Source organism: Brachybacterium sp. AOP42-C2-15 (genome assembly GCF_052377065.1).
In the GTDB taxonomy this organism is placed as follows: domain Bacteria; phylum Actinomycetota; class Actinomycetes; order Actinomycetales; family Dermabacteraceae; genus Brachybacterium.
Map to the genome: position 1 here is coordinate 11,741 of NZ_JBQSWK010000010.1, position 20,685 is coordinate 32,425.

Sequence of the window (20,685 nt, forward strand, 5' to 3'; positions counted from 1 at the left end):
CCCGGTGGACACCACGACCCCTGCCAGCACCCGATACCCGAACCGGCGGGCGCTGATGAGGGGTGCCGTATGGGCGGCCCCCGCAGTCGCTGCTGGCATCGCCGCTCCCGCCTACGCGGCGTCGTTCGAGTGCGCGCCGCAGACAGCAGCGCAGATCCAGTCGAGCTTTGTCTTCAAGCCCGGGACGAACAACGCGGTCATCGAGAACTGGACGCAGACGAGGAGTGCGGGCGCCCCGCAGGTGAGGTTTGCGAGCAACGCCAACAATCTCGCCAACGCCGCGTTCCTGCAGGACGATCCGAGCACAGCGAGCGCTACCACCACGACACTCCTCAGTCCTGCTGTGTGCCTGGGGCCGGGAACGTACACCTTCGCCTTCGACTCGAGTCTCTATCACGCGAACGCTCGGAACGCGGAGTTGACCGCCAGCGTGCTGGACACTGCGACGTCCGCCGTGCTGGGCAACACCATCACGTTCAAAACGACCTCCGGGAACCAGACGCTGCGCACCGGCGACGTCGTCACGGCGCGAGTCGCGCAGCGGACCCAGATCCAGTTCCGCTATCGCTGGGTCGTGGACTCAGGCGGCATCACGGGCACGGCGCGGTACGGCGACGACATCGCCGTGACGGCGCCTCGGGTGGCCAAGACGGCCTGATCGACGGCGACCCTCGGTGGGCCGGCGCGCTCCTTCGGTGGCAGTTGACCAGCGGATATGGGCATTCCCGTCATACCCGCGCAAAGTGATCCGTGGCATGGGACACATCGTGCGCACAGTGCATCTGAGCCCTTGAGTGTCCGACGATCAAGAGCGTAGCTTGGCTACCGATAAGGACCTCCCGTGCTCCGACCGGGGTGTGGGCTGTGATCGCCCGGCGCGCCTTCGAGGGTGCCGCCGTCACCAGGAAGGCGCCCATGACCGGCTCCGAATCCACGCCCGCCCGCCGACACGTCCTCAAGGGCGCCGCCTGGGCGGCCCCGGTCGCGCTGGCGGCGACAGCCGCCCCCGCGATCGCCGCCTCCTTCGAGCGGACGTACACCGCGCCCCGCCCGGCGCTTACGAGCGCGCAGGCCAGCGACACGACGTGGACCGTCCCTACCGGCGTCACCCGGGTGCGGGTGCAGGTCGAAGGTGCCGGCGGTGGCGGCATCGACCAGTCCCAGGGCGGAGCAGGCGCACGCGTCTCCGGGGAGATCGCCGTGACACCTGGACAGCCGCTACGCCTGATCGTGGGGGCCGGGGGGTCTCGCCAACGGACCAGCGCCACCGCAATCGTCGGCGGTGGCGGATACGGAAAGGGCGGGGACAGTCCGGCCTTCCCCAGCACGGGGACGACCAATCGCAGCCGCGGCGGGTCCGGTGGTGGGGCGTCAGCGATCCTGCTCGGCAACACCCCGGTGATCGTTGCGGGCGGTGGTGGCGGTGGCGGCGGCTCCGCCACGAGCGGAGCGTTCACCGGGATGCAGGCCCGCGGTGGCAACGCACTCGCCAGCGGATCCGACGGGACCGCGACTGCCAACGACTCCACCACGAACGTCCTGGCTCGTGGAGGACGGGCAGGAACCAACGGCACGGCCGGCACCGGTGGCCCCGCCGGTACGGTGGCGGTCGCCAGCGGGACGACGGAGAATGCCAGGAACCTCGTCGTCGGGAACTCCGGGGGCGCAGGATTCAACGCCGCCGGTGGGAACGGAGTGCAGAGCGCGACGACGCTGAGCCTGCATGTCTCCGGATCGGGCGGCGGTGGCTACGGCGGCGGCGGCAGCGCAGGGAGTTCGTCGCTGCGAGTGACTCGCGTGCTGTCGGAACGGGCGGCCTCCCAGGGGGCCGGCGGTGGGGGCGGCGGAAGCTACCTGAGTCCTGCGGTCCTCGGCGGCACGATGGGCCTGGCCTCGAACGGCGCCAATGTGGAGGGTCAGCGCATCGCGGGCTCGATCACCATCACCTACTGAGCGCCGGGGTCCGAGCGTCGGCGACTGTGCGTCGCTCGTCGACCCCCATCGGCCGCGCGGACGACCCCACCGCGACGAAGGTCGTCGGATTCTCCTCCCCCCGTCCATGATCGGGCCTGACCAGCGCGATCGGTGATGCGCGGCGGGGCTAGCGGGTCTACCGTCGGACCATGGCCCGCACGGGTCGACCGACCCTTCCCCGTGAGCAGAACCGCTCGAGGAGTACCCCATGACCTATCCGCCCACCGCCGCGCAGGTGTCACCGACGCCCTCGGCCCCGCAGAAGCCGTCCCTGGTCAACGGCGCCACCACCCACGGCGTCCGCGGCCAGCGCCGGATCCGCCACCCCTGGGAGCTTCCGCTGCTGTGGGTGGGCGTGGCCGCGACGGTGCTCGGCTACCTCTCCTGGGGCGGCGCGATCGGCGGCACGATCTGGCTGTACTCCGAGCAGGGCGAGGACGCGGTCTCCAAGGCGTGGGAGTACGCCTCGATGCTCCCGCTGGTGATTCAGCTGGTGTTCCTGCTGCCGCTGCTGCCGTTTCTGATCTGGTGGGTGCGCGCGATCATGTACGCCCAGCTGCGCGCGACCTCCGTGCGGATGAGCCCCACCCAGTTCCCCGAGGGCTACCGGATGGTGGCCGAGGCCGCCGCCCAGTTCGGGATGCGCAACGTCCCGGACGCCTACGTGACCATGGGCAACGGCGTGATCAACGCCTTCGCCTCCGGCCACGGGTTCCGCCGCTTCGTGGTGGTGCATTCGGACCTGTTCGAGGTCGGCGGTCAGGGCCGTGACCGCGACGCGCTGAAGTTCGTGATCGGCCATGAGGTGGGCCACCTGGCCGCCGGCCACGTCTCCTACTTCCGCCTGCTGTTCACCAACCTGCTCTCCCTGGTCCCGCTCCTGGGCCCGGCCCTGTCCCGCTCTCAGGAGTACACCGCCGACAACTTCGGCTACAGCTTCGCGCCCGAGGGCTCCGCCGGTGTGATGGGGCTGCTCTCGGGCGGGAAGTACCTGGGCACCGAGGTTAACGTCCACGAGCTCGCCGACCGTGCCGCGACCGACCCGAGCTTCTTCGTGCACTGGGTCAACTGGGGCTCCTCCCACCCGATCACCACCTGGCGCGCCCACGCCCTGCGCGATCGCAGCAAGCCCGGCTCGCTGTGGTTCCGCCCATCGGGCGCGCTGTTCACCTCGCTCCTGCCCCCGGGCCACGTGTGGTCCTCCCGCTTCCCGAGCCCGGCCGATGCCCTCGCCCTGCTCGACCAGGCCGATCGCACCCGCCCCGCGGGCCTCGGCGAGCAGTTCGGCCGGTTCACGGGCGTCCCCTTCCCGGGCCGTCCTTCCCTACGGACGGTGCAGACCGCCGCGCCCCTGCTCAGCGAGCGCACCCGCTACGGGATCCCGGCCGGTCCCTATCGGGACGACGCCCGCGGCCTGCTCGAGGGCACGGGGGCGAGCCCCTTCGCCGAGTCGGCGCCGCGGCCGCCGACCGACTCCGGCCCCGACGACGGCGCCTCGCAGCAGTCCTGACCCACGCCTCACGGCCGGCCGGCTCACGCCGCTGTCCCGCCGGTCACCCCACCCTCCTCAGAAGTGCACTGAGTGCATAGAGTGAACGGGTGATCCCCGACTCCAGCGCGCTGACTCCTCCGGTGCGTCGCAAACCCCTGCTCGCCGTCCTCCTCGCCCCACTGTTCATGGCCCTGATCGCCGTGAGCGTCATCAACGTGGGCCTCACCGCCATCGGCGAGGGCCTGGAGGCGGACACCGGCGACCTGCAATGGGTGATCTCCGGCTACGCGCTCGCCTTCGGCATGCTGCTGGTCCCGGCCGGGAGGGCCGGCGACGCCACCGGGCGCCGACGGATGTTCGTGATCGGCGTCGGGATCTTCACCCTCGGCTCGCTGCTGTCGGGCATGGCGCCGAACGTCGAGATGCTCAACCTCGCACGCATCCTGCAGGGCATCGGCTCCGGACTGCTGAACCCGCAGACCGTCGCCCTCATCCAGCAGCACTTCCGCGGCCAGGACCGGGCGCGGGCCTTCGCGCTGCTGGCCACGACGGTCGCGGTGGCCACCGCGATCGGCCCGGTCGTCGGCGGCGCATTGATCCAGCTGCTGGGGCCGAACTGGGGTTGGAGGTGGATGTTCCTGATGAACGCCCCGATCGGCGTGATCGCGATCATCGGCGCTTTCAGGTACATCCCCGACGACAAGTCTCGGGGGAAGGGGCGCCCGGATCTCGACCCCGTCGGTGCGCTGCTGCTGTGCCTGGCGATCCTGGGGGTCATGTTGCCCTTCCTCGAGCGCGGCGGGCACGTGCTGGTGTGGATGTCCTTCCCGGCCGGCCTGCTGATGCTGGGCCTGTGGTGGGTGTGGGAGCGGCGCTACCGGCAGGCCGGCCGCAGCCCGATGGTGGACACCGCGATCTTCGCCAACAGAGCTTTCCGCAACGGCATCCTCATCGTCTCGGTGTACTTCCTGGGTGCCACCAGCGTGTGGATCATCGTGCCGCTGTACCTGCAGATGCATCTGGGCCACACCGCCTTCGAGGCCTCCCTGATGGGCGTGCCCTCCTCGATCGCCGCCGCGATCAGCTCACAGATCTCCGGCCGCTACGTGCTCACCTTCGGGCGGCGGATGGTGATCGTGGGCTTCGGCGTCGCCTTCGTGGGCCTGGCCGGCACCGCGCTGCTGACCGGCTTCGTGGAGAACGGAATGATCGCGTTCTGGTGGCTGGCCGCACCGCTGACGCTGATGGGCCTCAGCCAGGGGATGACCATCTCCCCGAACCAGACCCTCACCCTGAACTCCGTGGACCCGCGCTTCGGCGGCGTCGCCGGTGGCATCCTGCAGCTGGGCCAGCGCACCGGCGCCGCGATCGGCACCGCGATGATCCCCGGGATCATCTTCTCCCTCACCCTGGGCGGCACTTCCTGGCTCGAGGCGTTCACCATCGCGCTGGTGATTATCATGGCGCTCACCCTGGCCGCGATGGGTGTGAGCTTCGCCGACCGCGCCCGGGAGAAGGCGGGCAAGGGCGCGCTGTAGCAGGCCGCCGGAAGCGGCCCGCGGGGAGGATTGCATGGGGGTGCGAGGACGTAAGCGTGCGGTGGGGCGTGCGCTGCCGCTCGGCTGGGGCGATGGGGCGGCGATGGCTGGCCCGTCGGGTTCCGCCCTCCGAGTCCGGTCCCGCCGTACACGGCGGCTGCTCGCGATCGGCTGCGTGCTCGCGCTGGTGGTCGCCCTGTTCGTCGGCCTGCCGCGGCTGCTCAGCAGCACCGCAGGGCCGGAGCGGGTGATCAGCGAATTCCTCCAGGCCGTGGTCGACGGCGACCTGGAGACCGTGCTTGCACAGACGGAGGATGCCCCGGACGCCAGCGCCGCAGCACTCACCGCGCAGGTCCTCGGCGAGGCCCGCGACCGCCTCGAGTCGTTCGAGATCCAGCAGGTCGAGGTCGCGGCCGACACCGCGACCGTCACCGCCTCGCTCCACACCCCAGCGGCCCGCAGCGAGGTCACCTTCACCCTGACCGCCACCGACGCCGGCCCCTTCTCGCCTCTGGCCTGGGAGCTGGCGCCGGTGGCACTTCCCGAGTTCGTGATCGACGTGCCGTTCGGGGCACAGGAGGTCGGGATCAACGGCGTCTCCTTCCCAGTCGCCGAGCTCGGCCTCACCGGCGTTCCGTACGAGTCACGGATCACGGTGCAGCTCCTGCCCGGGACCTACGAGATCTCCCTGCCCGAGTCGCGGCGCTGGCTGGAGGCAGAGCCGATCGCCCTCGAGGCCCCACCCGCCTTCCGGACCTGGCGCAAGCCCGTCCACGGCCTGCAGCACACCCTCGCCGAGGACGGGCTGCAGGAGGTGCAGCACCAGATCGACGCGGCGCTCGAGGAGTGCGCGACCGACACCTCGTCGGCGCCCGAGGGCTGTCCGTTCGCGGTGCCCGATCCCTCGAAGCCCGCTGCGCCAGAGCCCGCAGCCTCGGAGCCCGATGGTCCGGAAGGACCCTCCACGAACACCGCCTCGCAGGGCACCTGGACCCTCACGGACCCGCCCCGCGTCGAGGTGCACCCGGGGGACTCCTTCTTATGGATGGTGCACGGGGAGGGGACGGCCCAGTTCACTCCGGATGATCTGTCGGCCGAGGATCCAGCGACCGACCGGGGTGTGCAGGATGAGGCCGGGGCGGCGGCTGCGATCACGGTGCCCTTCGAGGTCGATGGCACGGTCACCATCGACGGTGACGGAGAGCTCGCCGTGGCCCTGCGCAGCACGGCCTCGTTCAGCTACGCCTACTGCGTCGACGAGGAGACCGGTCACTTCGACGGGGTCGTCGTCATCGACGATGCCGAGGTCACCTCCAGCTCCTGGGACGCCTGCGGTTGAGCCTCATCGAGCTGACCCGGCTTGGCCCGCACTGACCCGATGCGCCCGTACTGATCCGATGTGCCCGGTGCGCTCGGGAGGCCTTCGCGGTACTCTTCCTCCACGCGAGAGATTGGCCTCGGAGCGCGATGTGATCCCGGAGCGGAAGCAGACGCCCGGCCGGATCATCCGTACGGGATGGCCCGTTGCCGGCAGCATCGATGCGGCCGCTTCACAGACCACCCCGCCCCGCCCGGGGAGCGCCGATGAGCGGCTCGGTGCGGAGATCTCGCTCCGCCACCAGGGCAGTGTGCCGCGCCGCCGGAGGATCCGCACGAGGTCCCGGCTGCGCACCACGATCGCGACGATCACCGTGATCGGGCTCCTCCCCATCGCCCTGCCCTGGCTGCTGCTGCGACTTGAGGGCCCCGACGACGTCACACGGGAGTACCTCGACGCCGTGATCTCCGGTGACATGGAGACGGTGCGCCGCCACGTGCGCCCGGTGGAGGGGACCCTCGATATCGCGATCAGCGCCGCGGTCCACCGGGCCACCGCGGGCGGCATCGCCGGCTATGTGATCGACCGGGTCGACCTCCACGGCACCTCGGCCGAGGTCACCGCCACCCTCCGCAACCGCCGCGAGGAGCACCGCACCGTGCTGGCTCTGCACGCGACCAGCGCGGGGCCCTTCTCCCCGGTCACCTGGGAGCTGGAGCCCATCCACCTGCCGATCCTGACCGTCAGCCCGCTGACCGGGACCGATTCCCTCCTGCTGAACGGCCAGCAGTTCGAGATCCCCGAGGTGCTGTTCAGCGAGCGCGGCGCGAACCGGATCGGCGTGGTCCTGCATGTCCTGCCCGGCAGCTACGCGATCGAGCTGCCCCCGCCGCAGCCGCCCCTGACCTCCCGTCCCCGCGTGATCTATGTGCCGCCCGTCCTCGGCCAGTGGCAGACCGGCATGATCGACATCGACTACGGGCTCAGCCTGCCCGCCGAGGCGCGTGAGATCTGTGATCCGCAGCGAGATCGCGCAGTGCACCGAGAGCACCTCCCCGCGGCCGGCGGGATGCCCGATCGCGGTGGACCTGCCGGAGGGGACGGTCGGCTCCTGGAGCGTGACCCGGCAGCCCGAGATCGACTATGTGAACATGCTGGGGGACAGCTTCAAGTTCCGCGGTGAGCACCTGGTCGCGGAGTTCACCGTCAGCACGCCCGCCGACCGCTCTGCGCCGCCGCCGACGGTCCGGGCAGCACCGGCCTCCTCACCATCGTCCTCACCGCCCGCCACGCCGTCCACGCCGTCCACTTCACTGCTTCCGTCAGCGCCGTCCCTGGCCGTGCCGGCCGTCGCCCCGGACGGCGGCGCGGCGACGCCGTCGGAGCCGATGCCGGGTTCGGTCCACGCCACCTCCGCGCTCTTCGGCGCGAGCATCCGCCGAGTGGACGGCGGATATGAGCTCTCGGCCTGGAGCTACGCCGGGAACCGACCTCTGCCCCGGTGAAGTCTCCGGGAACCCTCGATGAACGGGCCGAGTATCCTGGGACATTCTGCTGCGCGATCGAGGACCGCTCGCCGGCAGTGCCCATCCCGCTGTCGGCCGGAGCCGTCCGACAGCCAGAGCCGGGAGCACCGTGAAAGAGTCGAAATCTGCCCCCACCGGGCGGACCCTCCCGCTGGGCTGGACCCGGCCCGAGGGGGAGCCGGCCGCGCTGCGCGGGCCTGGCACCGGCGAGATTCCCGCCACCGGGACCGGCGGTGGCACAGGACGTGTCAGCGCCGCCGATCCTGGCTCCGGTAGGCGAACGCGCCGCCGCGGAGTCGCGCTCGCCGGTGCGATCTGCGCGGTGCTCGTCCTCGTGCTGGTGCTGCCGCGGCTGCTGATCGGTGGTGCCTCGCCGGAGGATCCGGTGAGGGCATTTCTCGATGCGCTCGTGGCCGGCGATGTCGCGACCGTGCGCGAGCACCTCGCGGACTCCGCGGAGACGAGCGATATCGCCCTCACGGAGGAGGTGCTGCGTGCCGCGACCGACAGGATCACCTCCTACACGATCGATGCCGTCGAGACCGGCGGTGGGCAGGCCACGGTCACCGCGTCGCTGAGCTCGGGGACGAGTGTCGAGCAGGCCAGCTTCACCGTGCGCTCCCAGGCCACCAGCTCCTTCGCCCCGGCGACGTGGGAGCTCGTACCGGTGGTGGCGACGGAGTTCGTGGTTACCGTGCCGGAGGGGGTCCGGGAGCTGCTGATCAACGCGGTCCCGATCCCGCTGTCGGGGCAGCCGAGCCGGGAGGGCATGTACGGCCAGCAGCTCCTGATCCTGCGCCTGCTGCCGGGCAGCTACGAACTGGGGCTGCCCGCACGCAGCGAGCGCCTGTTCCCGGTCGTCGAGAAGGTCTCCATCCCGATGCAGAGGGAGCAGCTGCGCCGAGCCGGGGCGGTGCTGGGCTATGAGCTCTCCACGCAGGGCTTCGAGGAGGTCACCGCACAGGTCGAGGCGACCCTCGAGAAATGCGCGGCCGCCACGGTGGCGGCCCCGCCGGAGTGCCCCTTCTTCGCCTTCACCGACGACCGCCCCGATGGACCCGTCGGGAGCGCTGGGGTCATGGATGCCGAGGAGCCCTCCGCAGTGCCGGGGACCTGGCAGGTCACCTCTCCGTCGAGCTACCAGATCGATCGCTGGATCAGCGCGTCCTGGAACATCACGAGCGACACCGGGTACGCGGTGTTCACCTCCGCGCCGGGCGCCGACGGCAGCGCGGGGACGTCGCAGATCGTTCCCTTCGTCATCGACGGGATCGTCGTGCTCGATCCCTCGGGGGAGCTGCACATCGCGCTGTCCCAGGGCCTCCTCCTGAACATCGTCACCTGCATCGACGTGGACGACGGGAGTCGCGAGACCGTCACGTGGCCCCTCGAGGGGGAGTCGGTCGCGGTCTGCCAGGACGGAGAGTGACCGGGCGGCCAGGGCTCAGCGGGAGTGCTGTGCTCTGCGTCCCGGCCATCGCAGCCGCTCGAGCGGCAGGAACGCCGCCCAGCAGATCGCGGTGGGCAGGAAGTGGATCCCCAGGAGCACCAGCGTGGACAGATGGAAGCCGAGGTAGAGCGCGACGGCGATGTAGAGGGCCCTCCCGCGCAGGAACAGCACCACCGGGGAGAGCGCCTCGAGGGCGAGCCCGGCCCACTGCGCAGGCACGAACACCCACGGGGTCACCTCCACCAGCCAGTGCGCCAGGGCGCTGCCGCGACGGATCGAGGCCCAGGTGAGGATCGCACTGTTGCCCCAGTTCGCGAGCGATCCGGAGTACAGGAGCTTGGGGACCACCGAGAAGAAGTAGGTCGCGATCACCGCGAGCTGGATCGCGCGCAGCGCCCAGCCTGCCGCTTCACTGGTACTGGTACTGGTACTGGCAGCCGGGGGAAGCGTGCCCGCGGGGCCGGTGCTCTCGGCCCCCGCGACGGTGGGCAGCACCGCCACCGCGACCATCAGCGCCATGTGGTCGTGGGCGATGTAGCCGTAGGAGTTGCTGTAGAGCATCCACAGCCAGAAGGCGAGTGCGACCACGGCGCCGGACAGCCGCGGCCGCCGGCCCGCGATCGCCGCCGCGCACCCGGCGAGGATCAGCACCAGCAGGGTGTACGCTAGCGGCGTGGTCACCGCCGGCAGGTGCAGCAGCCGCGCGAGCGCGAGCGGCGTGTAGAACCCGGCGTTGTTCGCGTGGGAGAGGACATCGCGCGAGAAGGTCAGCACATCCAGCACCACGAAGGCGTAGATGATCACCCGCAGCACCCTGATCCGGGCCAGGGGCAGGGCCGGGAACAGGATCGACCGCAACCGGGGCCGGGTGCCCCCCGAGGGTCGGGAGGCCGCAGCAGAGGTGGTGCTCATGGGGCCTTCCAACGGACCACCTCGACGAGCTCCTCCTCGCCATGGGCGGTGCCGCCCTGCAGGGACGTGATCCGCTGGCACAGCACCAGCGCATCCAGCGGCTCCTGCTCGGGGTGACGCCGGTCGTACTCGGCGGCCAGCGGGGCCAGCAGCTGCGGGTCGGACTCGATCGCCGGGAGATTGTTCTCCACGTCGGCCCGCTCGATGCCCACGCTCCGCGGTCCGAAGCGGATGTCGAAGGGCTCTCCGTCGCCGCGGATGCCCTGCAGGCAGGTGTTGACCACCTCTCCGTCGGGGTCGGTGCCGGAGGAGAACTGGTCCAGGACCCCGAAGGGGAACAGATCGTTCGAGCGGGTCAGCCCGCCCACCGTCAGCACCCCCACGCACAGCAGCACCGCCAGCAGCCGCCAGGCCATGGCGGCGGGGGCGAGGCGGACGGGGGGCGGCACGTGTCGAGGATATCGGGAAGGCCCGGCGTGCTCAGCGCAGCAGCGCGGCGACCTCATGGAGCATCGTCGGCTGCCACCAGGCCCAGTCATGGCCGCCGCTGTGTGCGTCCAGGGTGACGTCCAGGGCGGTGCCGTGCTGCGCGGCGCCGGTGACGAGTCCCTCGTGCAGCGCTCGGGAGCGGGCGGGCATGTCCCCCTCGTACCGGCCCACCTGGAGCCGCAGCCGCAGCGGTCCCGACGTGCTGCGCGCGGCTGCGCGCAGCAGCGGCGCGGTCAGGGCGCCCGCGGGATAGCGCCACAGCGAGACCGACTGCGCGATCACCGCCCCGATCAGCTGCGGGGCGCGGGCCACGGCGAAGAGTGCGGTGAGGCCGCCGAAGCTGGAGCCGGTGACGATCGTGCGTGCGGGATCGGCGGTGACGAGCACGCGCGCGCGTCCCCGGCCCGTGCCGAGACCGTACGCACGCAGGGAGGGCACCAGCTGCTCCGCGATCCACCGGGCATGCCCGCCGGGTACCCCGAGCACCTCGCCGCGCTGTGGTCCGGAGTCCACGAACACCGCAGCCAGCGGCGGCAGCACCCCGGCGGCGACGCCTCGGGCGAGCAGCGTCGGCGTGTCCAGATGCTCCACGTGCTGCGCGCCGTCGGTGAGGATGAGCAGGGGCAGCGGAGCTTCGGGGTCGAGGCCCTCGCAGCCCGCGTCCCCCGGGCGCGAGGCCCACCACCGGGTGCGCGGCCCGTCGCTCGGGGAGGCGAGCGGGAGCACCCGGGGGCCGGGACCCTCCGTCTCCGCGGCGCTCGGCGCGAAGGGTGCGTCGTCGGGGAGCGCGATGACCGAGCGCGCCGCCCCGCCGCGTCCGGCCCGGTGCCGGCGCGGGTTCCCCGGGTCGGGCACCACCTCCACGCCGGGTGCCTTCATGCCGGCGCTGCGCCACGGCGGCTCGCCGGGCCCGCGGTGCACTGCGAACCCATAGCTCGCACGCCAGTCCGCGGGGACCTCGAACACGCCCTCCCAGCGGCCGTTCCCCTGCGGCCGCAGCTCGCAGGCATCCGCCGGGGAAGGGTGCCACCAGCCGCTCGCCTGCAGCGCCACCGCGCTCGCCGCCTCTGCGGTGTGGCGGATGCGCACCAGGGCGCCCTCGCCCTCGCGCCGGAGCAGGTGCGGACCCGCCCCGTCAGCGGCGTCGTGCGCGCTGCCGTGCGCGCTGCCGTGCGCGGTGTCGTCGCGCCGACGGATCGGCGTCGGCTCCTCGCGTCCGGGAGGACGGGGCAGCGGCTCCCACAGCTCGGCGGGGAACAGCTGGTCCTCGGTCGCGGGGGTCATGGGCGGCTCCTGGTCTGGGCCCGCCAGGGCGGGACGGGAGGGGGGAGGGGCGGTGCGAGATCCCCGGGGACGGTCCTGCGGGTCACCGATTCCGGGGCGGCACCCGTGACCTGGCGGAAGGCGCGGGAGAAGCCGCTGGCGTGGGCGAAGCCCATGCGTCGGGCCACCGTCTTCACCGGCATCCCGGCGGCGAGCAGATCCTCCGCCTGCTCCGCCCGCACCTGGTTCCGCCAGCTCACGAACCCGGTGCCGGTCGCCTCCCGGACGGCGCGCTCGAGCGTGCGACGGTGGGGGCAGGGCGCGGTCGCGCCGCCCTCCAGACGCTCCCAGGTCGCCGGCGACCAGCTCCCGGCCGGGTCCCGGATCACCCGCTCGCGCAGCAGGTCCACCGGTGCCGGGGCGCCGCCGTCGAGGCGCAGCACGCCGGTGCGCTGCACGAGGCCGGCCAGCGCTCGCGGCAGCGCGGTCTCGTCGAAGCCCGGAGGTCGCAGCGCCGAAGAGCCGGCGACCGCATGATGCTCCGCGCGCAGCCGCGTCCGCGCCGGCAGGTACATGAGCTCGATGCGCCCCTCCGCCCCGTCGAGGGAGAGCCCGGTCCCGTGATGGAACACGGGCAGAGCGACACCCGCCTCCCGGGTGAGGATCCGGTGCGGCACCCCCGGCGGCACCGCGAGCGCCATGTGCTCGGCCAGGTCCACCGCGGCGCAGCCCCCGGCCACATCGCGGACCATCACGGTGGCCGGCCCGAAGGCGGCGATCACCAGCACGTGCTCGTCCCGGTTGGTGACCCATTCGATGTGCGAGGTGGGAGGAGGGCGCATCCGGTGCGAGGCCCCGCCGGCCATCCGCGAGCGGACCGCCTCTCCGAGTGCCCGCAGGCGGGACTCCGCGGGGCGCAGATCCGTCGTGCCCGCCACGGAGAGCGCCAGCAGCGCGGCCGCGAGGCCCCGGTCCACCTCGACCACCGGGCTCCCTGTCGGCGAACCGGTCCCGGGCGCGCCGCGCGGCGGCAGGAAGACGGGATGCAGGAGCGTCCCGGCGGGGACCTCGACGGTGTGCCGCTGCCCCGCGCGGAGCAGCAGGGCGCTGTCGGCAGGCACCGCGAGAGGGCGTGCCTCCTCTGCACCGGGCACTGCGTCGGACACTCCGACGCGCGCGCACCCGGTGCGGCACCACAGCACCAGATCGGCCTCGGCGTGCACGCGCGGGCGGAGGCGCACGGTGCGCGGCAGGGTGGTCGCCGCTGCGCCGCCGCGGTCCGGTGTCGCGATCGGATACGTGATGGCCTCCTCCGTGTGGTCCCACCGATGTAGCTGAGGCTTACCTTACTAGGGGCTGCGCGTCGACCGCCGCCCAGCGCACCCTCTCGAGCGAAGGACCCATCGTGCCCCTGCACCTCACCCGCCGTCATGCCCTCACCGCCCTCGGCGCCGCCGGACTCGGCGGCCTCGCCGCCGCCTGCGGCACCGGCGCCGACGGAGACGCCGCGGCCGCGGAGGACGCCGCCGCCCCGGACGCCTCGCGCGTGCCCGCCGGTGAGGGCGCCACCACCTACCCGCTCGAGCTGGTCTCCCCCTTCGGCACCACCACCCTCGAGGAGCGTCCCTCCCGGATCGCGGTCGTCTCCGGCATCCAGGACCTCGAGGCCGTGCTCGCCCTCGGCGCCTTCCCGGTGATCACCGATGAGATCTGGACCCCGTGGCAGCGCGAGGCGATGGAGGGCCACGAGGTCGAGGAGTACGACATCTGGGCCGATGCCGGCCTGCCCCTCGAGCAGCTCCTCGCCGCCGCCCCCGATCTCATCGTCGCGACCACCTACGGCAGCCTCGACCAGGACTTCGAGCGGCTCGCGCAGATCGCCCCGGTCCTGACCATGGAGTCCTACGAGGACCAGGAGTCCTGGGAGTACGACTGGCGGGACGTGATCCGTCGGGTCGGCCTCGCCCTCGACCTCGCGCAGACCGCCGAGCGCGTCGTCGAGGAGACCGAGCAGCTCGCCGTGGACACCGCTGCCGCCCACCCCGAATGGCAGGGCACCACCCTCTCCTTCGTGCTCAACCGCGGCGAGCAGGCCGGCATCTCCGTCTCGAACTACACCGGCTCCGTCGTCGAGGAGGTCGCCACGTCCTGGGGCTTCGCCCCGCAGCCGCAGGCCGACGCCCTCGCCGCCGCCCAGGGCGACGTCAGCCTCGAGAACCTGGACATGATCGAGGCGGATCTCGTGGTGATCGCCCAGCATGGAGGCCACGGCACGCCCGAGGAGGCACAGGCGTGGCTCGAGGCCAACCAGCTGTACCAGTCCCTGCCGGCCGTGCAGGAGGGACGGGTCGCGATCATCGAGCCCGACGAGGACGGCACCCTCCCCATCGCCTGGGGCTTCGACTACCCCAATGCGCTCTCGACCCCCTGGACGGTCGCGAAGTTCTCCGAGGCCGTCGCGCCGGTCCTCGGGTGAGCACGGCGACCACGGCGGCGCCGGGACGGCCGCACCGCGGTGCCCCAGCTCGGCCGGCCCGCCGCCGCGGTCGGCGGGCCGTCGGCCTCACCGCAGCGGCGCTGGTCGTCCTGCTGCTGCTGGCTGTGGCCTGCTCGATCGCGGTCGGGGCGCGGGAGGTGGCCGTCCTGGACGTGCTGCGCGCTGAGCTGGGGGTGGAACTCGTCGTGGATCCCGACGAGCGCTACATCGTGCTGTCCATGCGGGTGCCGCGCAGCCTGACCGCCCTCGCCGTCGGCGCCGCCCTCGGTGTCGCGGGGGCGCTCGTGCAGGCCCTGACCCGCAACCCTCTCGCCGACACCGGCATCCTCGGGGTCGACGCGGGCGCCGCCTTCTCCGTCACCCTCGGCATCGCCCTCACGGGCGTGGTGGGCATCAGCGGCTATGCCTGGTTCGCCTTCGCCGGCGCGCTGCTCACCACCGTCGCGGTGCACCTCATCGGCGCGACCGGCCGCTCCGGCCCCGACCCGCTGCGCCTGGTGCTGGCGGGCCTCGCCCTCGGCGCCGTGCTCAGCGGCATCACCGGGATGGTGACCCTCGCCGATCCCGACACCTTCGACGCCATGCGCTCCTGGACGGTGGGCACCCTCGAGAACCGCGGCACCGCCCACCTGCTGCCGATGCTCCCGTATCTCGGCCTCGGAGGGCTGCTGGCCCTGGCCTGCGCCGGCTCGCTGAACGCCCTCGCGCTCGGGGACGAGGTGGCCATCGCCCACGGCGTGCCCGTGCGCGCCGTGCGCGTCGCGGTGATCGCGGCGATCACCCTGCTGGCCGGGAGCGCGGTGGCGATCTGCGGCCCGATCGGCTTCGTGGGGCTGATGGTGCCGCACGTGATCCGCTGGTGCGTGGGCCCGGACCAGGTGCGGCTGCTGCCGCTGAGCGCCCTCGGCGGTGCCGTGCTGCTGCTGGCCGCGGACGTGCTCGGACGTGTCCTGGTGGCGCCCGCGGAGATGCCCGCCGGGGTGGTCACCGCCTTCGTCGGCGCCCCGGTGCTGATCGTGCTGGTGCGCGCGCGCAGGAGGCTGAGCGGGCTGTGACCGACCTCGACCGCCGCCCGGCCGTGCTCTCGGCGCACCGGGACCGCTTCCTCCACCTCGCCCTGGGCCCGGTGCGGCTCCGCCTCGAGCGCCGGGCGCTGCGCCTGTCCGCCGTGCTGCTGCTGACGGGGGCCGTGGTGAGCCTGCTCGCCCTGATGCTCGGGGACTACCGCCTCTCCGGGCAGCAGGTGTTCGCTGCGCTCGCCGGGCGGGGCGACGAGATCACCACGGTCATCGTCCGGGACTGGCGCCTCCCGCGAGCCCTCGCCGCCCTCGTGTTCGGCGCCGCGCTCGCCGTCTCCGGCGCCGTGTTCCAGTCCCTCACCCGCAATCCCCTGGCCAGCCCCGACATCATCGGCTTCTCCACCGGCTCGTACACCGGGGCGCTGCTGGTGCTGCTCGTGCTCGGCGGTGGCTACCTGCAGGTCGCGGCCGGGGCGATCACCGGCGGCATCGCCACGGCGCTGGTGATCTATGTGCTCGCCCACCGCCGCGGGATGCAGGGCTTCCGCCTGATCATCGTCGGCATCGCGGTCTCCTCCATGCTCGGCGCGCTGAACTCCTATCTGCTGCTGGTCGCGCGGCGCGAGATCGCCCTCGGCGCCGCGATCTGGGGAGCCGGGTCCCTCGCGAGCGTCGACACGACCATGCTGCGGTGGGGCACGCTCGCCATCGGCCTGCTGCTCGCCCTCGTCGCGACCGTCGCCCCGGCCCTGCGGGAGCTCGAGCTGGGCGACGATGTCGCCCTCGCTCACGGGGTGGTGAGGCGGCGCGTCTGGGCCGTCGCCGTGGTCGCGGGCGTGGCGCTGACCGCCGTGGTCACTGCGGCCTGCGGGCCGATCGCCTTCGTGTCCCTGGTGGCGCCCCAGATCGTCCGGCGCCTCGCGGGACAGGGCGATGCCCCGCTCGTGCCCACCGCCCTGCTGGGCGCGGTGCTGCTGGGCGCCGCCGACCTGGTGGGCCAGCACGCCCTGCCCCAGCCGGTGCCCGTGGGCCTGGTGACCGTCGTGGTCGGCGGCTGCTACCTGCTCCATCTGATCCTGCGCGAGAGGCGCCGACGGCGCCCCTGACCCCCGCCCCTGCGCCTCCCTTCCCGCCCTGCCCCTGCCGATCCCTGACCCCGCCCCGTTCGAGAGGAACCCCTGTGCGCTCCCTGCGAGACTGGACCTTCTACCCCATCACCACCCGCGAGCTGGTGGTGCGCGCCGCCGTCGACGTGACCCCGGCGATGCGCCGCGTCACCCTGGGCGGCCCCGGCCTGGCGGCGCACACCGCCCCCTCCGGCCACCGCGTGCAGGCCTTCCGCTCCGACGGCTTCGACGACGAGTTCAAGCTGTTCCTGCGCCATCCCGAGGAGCCCGTCGCCCTGGTGCCCGCGCAGCTCGACGGCGTGCTCGACTGGCCGCGCCACCCTCACCTGATCTCCCGCACCTACACCGCTCGGCGCTGGGACCAGGGCGCTCAGGAGCTGGACGTGGACCTGGTGCTGCACGGGGACGGGCCCGCAGCGGCCTGGGCGCGCACGGTGCAGGTCGGGGACAGCGTGCAGATCGCCGGCCCGAAGATGTCCGGCACCCATCCCCGCGGGGCGGACTGGTCGCTGATCGTGGGCGACGAGACCGCGCTGCCGGCGATCGGCCGCTGGCTCGAGGAGTTCCCCGAGGGGGCACGGGCGCAGGTGTTCGTCGAGGTGGGGGAGGACTCGCACCGTCAGGAGCTGACGGTGCCGGAGGGGGTGGAGCTCACCTGGCTGGTGCGCGAGGGCGCCCCGGCGGGGTCCACCAGCCTCCTGTTCGACGCCGTCCGCGCCGCCCCCTGGTGGCCGGGCACGGTGTTCGCCTGGGCGGCGGGGGAGGCTCTGACCCTCGCCCCGCTCCGCCGCTGGCTGCGCCGTGAGAAGCAGCTCGACCCCGAGCAGCTCGACGTCACCGGGTACTGGCGCCGGCCCGCCGCCGCGGACTCCTCGGGCCCCGCGGAGGCCACCGGCGGAGCCCTCCCCGGGGGTGCCGAGCCGTCGGGCGACGGCTCCATCGAGAAGGTCGCGACGGCTGCGGCGGCCGCGACCGGTCCGGAGGAGTCGGCCCCCGGGGCCGAGCCCCAGGAGGACGAGGATCTGCTCCACGCCGCCGAGCTGGTGGGCCCGATGGCGCTGCGGATCGCCGCCACGATCGGCCTCGGCTCCCACCTCGCCGACGGCCCGGCGACCACCGCCGAGCTCGCCGCACGCAGCGGCTGCTCCGAGAGCGGTCTGTCGCATCTGCTGCGCTATCTCGAGGCCATCGGGATCGTGCAGCGTGACAGGCGTGACAGGGAGGCATCCGGCACCTGGTGCTGGGTCTTCACCGCCCGCGGGCTCGAGATGAGCGACGAATGGTACGAGGACCGCCTGCGGCTGGACGGCCCCCACGGGCTCGAGCAGCTCGCGATCCTCGGCCTGCTGCGTGCCGTGCGCACCGGAGTCGGCGCCGACGTCGAGCAGGTGCTGGAGGGGCTCGGCATCGTCGAGGCGTCGACCCGGCACCAGCGGCGGCAGGACCGGCTGCGGGCGGAGGCCGACCGTGCCGTCTTCCTGGCCGGCCCGCTCGCGGAGGCGGAGGCGCTCGCCGACTGGTCCGCGCTGCGGATCTCGGGGCGTGGGGCCGACGAGATCGCCCTTGCCCTGCGCCGTGCGCGACCTGCGGCAGAGCTGTCGGTGCTGGTGGATCCGACGGACGCCGAGGCGATGCGCGAACGGCTCGCCGGCGCCGCCGTCACCGTCGAGGAGCAGGGGCTGTTCGCCCCGTCGCCGAGCCCGGCGGACGCTCATCTCCTGGTGGACCTGCTGGACCGCTATCCGGACGATGCCGCGATCGCGGTGCTGCGCGCCGCAAGGGCGGCCTGCGGCGGCGGGCGCGTGGTGCTGGTGGGCGAGGCGCTCGAGGACGAGGCGCTGGACGAGCACGAGTGCGAGGACGATCTGCTCGCGTTCGCCCGGGGCGAAGCGGGGCTGCGCACCCGCGCCGAGCGCGACGAGCTGGTGCGCCGGGCCGGTCTCGAGGTCGTCTCGGCCTCGAGCGTGGGATGGGGGTTCGATGTCCGCGTCCTCGCCTGAACCCGTGGGGCAACGCCCGGTGCTCGGCGTCGAGCAGGTGACCCTCGGTTACGGCGAGCGGGCGATCTCACGCGACCTCGACCTGCAGATCCGGCCCGGCTCCTTCACCGTGATCCTCGGCCCCAACGCCTGCGGCAAGTCGACGCTGCTGCGGTCGCTCGCGCGGGTGCTGACCCCGTCGGCGGGCCGCATCGTGCTGGACGGGAAGGATCTGCACCGCCTGCGCGCCCGGGACGTCGCCCGCCGGCTGGGTCTGCTGCCCCAGACCGCGCTCGCCCCCGACGGGATCACCGTCGTCGACCTCGTCTCGCGGGGTCGGTTCCCGCATCGCAGCCTGGTGCGCCGCTGGACTGACGAGGACGACGCCGCCGTCGAGCGCGCCCTGGCCGCCACCCGCACCGTCGAGCTCGCCGACCGCCTCGTGGACGAGCTCTCCGGTGGCCAGCGGCAGCGGGTCTGGGTGGCGATGCTGCTCGCACAGGAGACCGAGCTGATGCTGCTGGACGAGCCGACCACCTTCCTCGACATCGCCCACCAGTACGAGCTGCTCGAGCTGCTGCGGGGCTTCCACGAGCACGGGCGCACCCTCGTCGTGGTCCTCCACGACCTCAACCAGGCCGCGCGCTACGCGACCGACCTGGTGGTGATGCACGAGGGCGAGGTGGTGACCACCGGGGCACCGCAGGACGTGGTCACCCCCGCGCTGCTGCGGGACGTCTTCTCGCTGGACTGCCTCGTGGTGCCCGATCCCGCCTCCGGCACCCCCATGGTGGTCCCGACGGTTTGTACTCGATAATTCCCCGGGTGTCATTCTCCGAGGTGCCATTCTCGGTAAAAGTTTCACCAAGCAATGGCTCGGACTTGGCATCGAACTGACCGGAAGTGCTGGTGGGACGGGCACGGTGGGGGAGGGTCGACGCCCGTCGTCGGCCGCACTCTTCCCCGCCCCTTCCCCCGTGGCCGTCCTCAGGAGCCCCCGAATGCCTGCACCCGCCCGTGTCCCCACCCATCGTGCCGACGGCTCCGCGGTGTACTTCCACGGCCTCCGCGTGGCCCCGAAGATGGCGGCCGCGACCGGCGGCGCCGTGATCGCGGCCGGCCTGGGCATCTCCGGGGCCGGGGTCGCCACCGCCGATACCGGTGTCTGGGACAAGGTCGCCCAGTGCGAGTCCGGCGGCAACTGGTCGATCAGCACGGGCAACGGCTACTACGGAGGGCTCCAGTTCTCCCCTTCCACCTGGAAGGCCTTCGGCGGCCACGAGTTCGCGAGCCAGGCGAACCAGGCCACGAAGTCCGAGCAGATCGCCATCGCCCAGCGCACCCTGCATGAGCAGGGCCCCGGAGCGTGGCCCACCTGCGGCAAGCGGGCAGGTCTCACCAGGTCCAACGGTGGCGCGGATGCGAACGCCCAGCCCGGCGGCCGCGAGGACTCGGCCTCCCGCGACGACGTGCGCACCAGCCCCGGCGCACTCGCGGTCGACGGCAAGTTCGGGGCGGCGACCACCCGCTCGCTCGAGGCCTGGGTGGGCGTGAGCCAGGACGGCTCGCTCTCGACCGCCGACATCAAGGCGCTGCAGTCCAAGGTCGGTGCCACCGCCGACGGGAAGATCGGCGCCGAGACCACCACCAAGCTCCGTGCGGCGATGGGCCTGAGCGGCAACGGCGCCTGGGACTTCCGCTCGAACTACGCGACCGTGAAGGCGCTCCAGTCCTTCCTCAACAGCGGAGCTCCGGCCGCGAGCGCCCCCGCGCCCTCGGCACCGACCGCCCCGGCTCCCTCGGCGCCGAGCAGCGGCGCACTCGTCGTGGACGGGAAGTTCGGTCCGGCCACCACCCGTGCGCTCGAGGCCTGGGTGGGCGTGAGCCAGGACGGCTCGCTCTCGACCGCCGACATCAAGGCCCTGCAGTCCAAGATCGGTGCCACCGCCGACGGGAAGATCGGCGCCGAGACGACGGCGAAGCTCCGTGCCGCGATCGGCCACGGCAGCAACGGCGTGTGGGACTTCCGCACCAGCTACTCCACCGTGAAGGCGCTGCAGGAGCACCTCAACGGCTGAGCCGCCGCAGGCGGGAGCCCCGC

Annotated in this window: 18 protein-coding genes; 14 read left to right on the forward strand and 4 right to left on the reverse strand. The window is 72.8% G+C overall.

Translation table 11 applies throughout. The annotated features are described in order from the left end of the window. The first annotated feature begins 4 nt into the window (after positions 1-4). The 8 genes from ACT3SQ_RS07315 (at position 5) to ACT3SQ_RS07350 (ending at position 9,277) form a co-directional block, all read left to right on the forward strand. The gene (locus ACT3SQ_RS07315; RefSeq protein WP_441445926.1) at positions 5-658 is read left to right on the forward strand and encodes a hypothetical protein; all 654 of its coding nucleotides are present in this window, start codon (positions 5-7) and stop codon (positions 656-658) included. 257 nt (positions 659-915) lie between these two features. Continuing rightward, positions 916-1,953 (forward strand): hypothetical protein, encoded by a 1,038-nt coding sequence (locus ACT3SQ_RS07320; protein WP_441445927.1) that lies wholly within the window; start codon positions 916-918, stop codon positions 1,951-1,953. A gap of 229 nt (positions 1,954-2,182) precedes the next feature. Beyond that, on the forward strand, positions 2,183-3,484 hold the full coding sequence (locus tag ACT3SQ_RS07325; RefSeq protein ID WP_441445928.1) for a M48 family metallopeptidase: 1,302 nt from the start codon (positions 2,183-2,185) through the stop codon (positions 3,482-3,484). Between the two features lie 89 nt (positions 3,485-3,573). Beyond that, a complete protein-coding gene (locus ACT3SQ_RS07330) occupies positions 3,574-5,004 on the forward strand; it encodes an MFS transporter (RefSeq protein WP_441445929.1) in 1,431 nt (476 codons plus the stop codon). A gap of 40 nt (positions 5,005-5,044) precedes the next feature. Continuing rightward, a complete protein-coding gene (locus ACT3SQ_RS07335) occupies positions 5,045-6,343 on the forward strand; it encodes a hypothetical protein (RefSeq protein ID WP_193115780.1) in 1,299 nt (432 codons plus the stop codon). A gap of 130 nt (positions 6,344-6,473) precedes the next feature. Then, positions 6,474-7,505 carry a hypothetical protein gene (locus tag ACT3SQ_RS07340; protein WP_193115779.1) on the forward strand — a complete coding sequence of 344 codons (1,032 nt, stop codon included), beginning with the start codon at positions 6,474-6,476 and terminating at the stop codon, positions 7,503-7,505. Continuing rightward, positions 7,441-7,827, forward strand: coding sequence for a hypothetical protein (locus tag ACT3SQ_RS07345; RefSeq protein WP_193115778.1), 387 nt, complete (start codon positions 7,441-7,443; stop codon positions 7,825-7,827). Before ACT3SQ_RS07340 ends, ACT3SQ_RS07345 begins: the two co-directional genes overlap by 65 nt. A gap of 130 nt (positions 7,828-7,957) precedes the next feature. Next, positions 7,958-9,277 (forward strand): hypothetical protein, encoded by a 1,320-nt coding sequence (locus ACT3SQ_RS07350; protein ID WP_193115777.1) that lies wholly within the window; start codon positions 7,958-7,960, stop codon positions 9,275-9,277. Between the two features lie 15 nt (positions 9,278-9,292). Here the strand turns inward: ACT3SQ_RS07350 and ACT3SQ_RS07355 are convergent, their stop codons facing one another. The 4 genes from ACT3SQ_RS07355 to ACT3SQ_RS07370 are packed head-to-tail and all read right to left on the reverse strand — an operon-like array spanning position 9,293 to position 13,083. Next, positions 9,293-10,210: an HTTM domain-containing protein gene (locus ACT3SQ_RS07355; protein WP_193115776.1), complete on the reverse strand. Its 918-nt coding sequence runs from the start codon at positions 10,208-10,210 to the stop codon at positions 9,293-9,295. After that, positions 10,207-10,659 carry a hypothetical protein gene (locus ACT3SQ_RS07360; protein WP_193115775.1) on the reverse strand — a complete coding sequence of 151 codons (453 nt, stop codon included), beginning with the start codon at positions 10,657-10,659 and terminating at the stop codon, positions 10,207-10,209. The genes ACT3SQ_RS07355 and ACT3SQ_RS07360 overlap by 4 nt, the downstream gene beginning before the upstream one ends. A gap of 31 nt (positions 10,660-10,690) precedes the next feature. Continuing rightward, complete coding sequence (locus ACT3SQ_RS07365) at positions 10,691-11,983, reverse strand: alpha/beta hydrolase-fold protein (protein ID WP_193115774.1); 1,293 nt, start codon at positions 11,981-11,983, stop codon at positions 10,691-10,693. Continuing rightward, the gene (locus tag ACT3SQ_RS07370) at positions 11,980-13,083 is read right to left on the reverse strand and encodes a helix-turn-helix domain-containing protein (RefSeq protein ID WP_441446238.1); all 1,104 of its coding nucleotides are present in this window, start codon (positions 13,081-13,083) and stop codon (positions 11,980-11,982) included. Before ACT3SQ_RS07370 ends, ACT3SQ_RS07365 begins: the two co-directional genes overlap by 4 nt. Positions 13,084-13,367: 284 nt before the next feature. Between ACT3SQ_RS07370 and ACT3SQ_RS07375 the strand changes: the two genes are divergently transcribed. The 6 genes from ACT3SQ_RS07375 (at position 13,368) to ACT3SQ_RS07400 (ending at position 20,662) form a co-directional block, all read left to right on the forward strand. Further along, a complete protein-coding gene (locus tag ACT3SQ_RS07375; protein ID WP_441446239.1) occupies positions 13,368-14,438 on the forward strand; it encodes an ABC transporter substrate-binding protein in 1,071 nt (356 codons plus the stop codon). After that, complete coding sequence (locus tag ACT3SQ_RS07380; RefSeq protein ID WP_193115771.1) at positions 14,435-15,514, forward strand: FecCD family ABC transporter permease; 1,080 nt, start codon at positions 14,435-14,437, stop codon at positions 15,512-15,514. Before ACT3SQ_RS07375 ends, ACT3SQ_RS07380 begins: the two co-directional genes overlap by 4 nt. Next, the gene (locus tag ACT3SQ_RS07385; RefSeq protein ID WP_319021460.1) at positions 15,511-16,584 is read left to right on the forward strand and encodes a FecCD family ABC transporter permease; all 1,074 of its coding nucleotides are present in this window, start codon (positions 15,511-15,513) and stop codon (positions 16,582-16,584) included. The genes ACT3SQ_RS07380 and ACT3SQ_RS07385 overlap by 4 nt, the downstream gene beginning before the upstream one ends. A 74-nt stretch (positions 16,585-16,658) precedes the next feature. Further along, entirely contained in the window at positions 16,659-18,605 is a 1,947-nt protein-coding gene (locus ACT3SQ_RS07390; protein WP_319021459.1) for an SIP domain-containing protein, read from the forward strand. Positions 18,606-18,609: 4 nt separating this feature from the next. After that, positions 18,610-19,401, forward strand: coding sequence for an ABC transporter ATP-binding protein (locus ACT3SQ_RS07395; protein ID WP_441446241.1), 792 nt, complete (start codon positions 18,610-18,612; stop codon positions 19,399-19,401). Between the two features lie 184 nt (positions 19,402-19,585). Then, positions 19,586-20,662, forward strand: a complete 1,077-nt coding sequence (locus ACT3SQ_RS07400) for a transglycosylase family protein (RefSeq protein ID WP_193115769.1) — start codon at positions 19,586-19,588, stop codon at positions 20,660-20,662. The last annotated feature ends 23 nt before the right edge of the window (positions 20,663-20,685 follow it).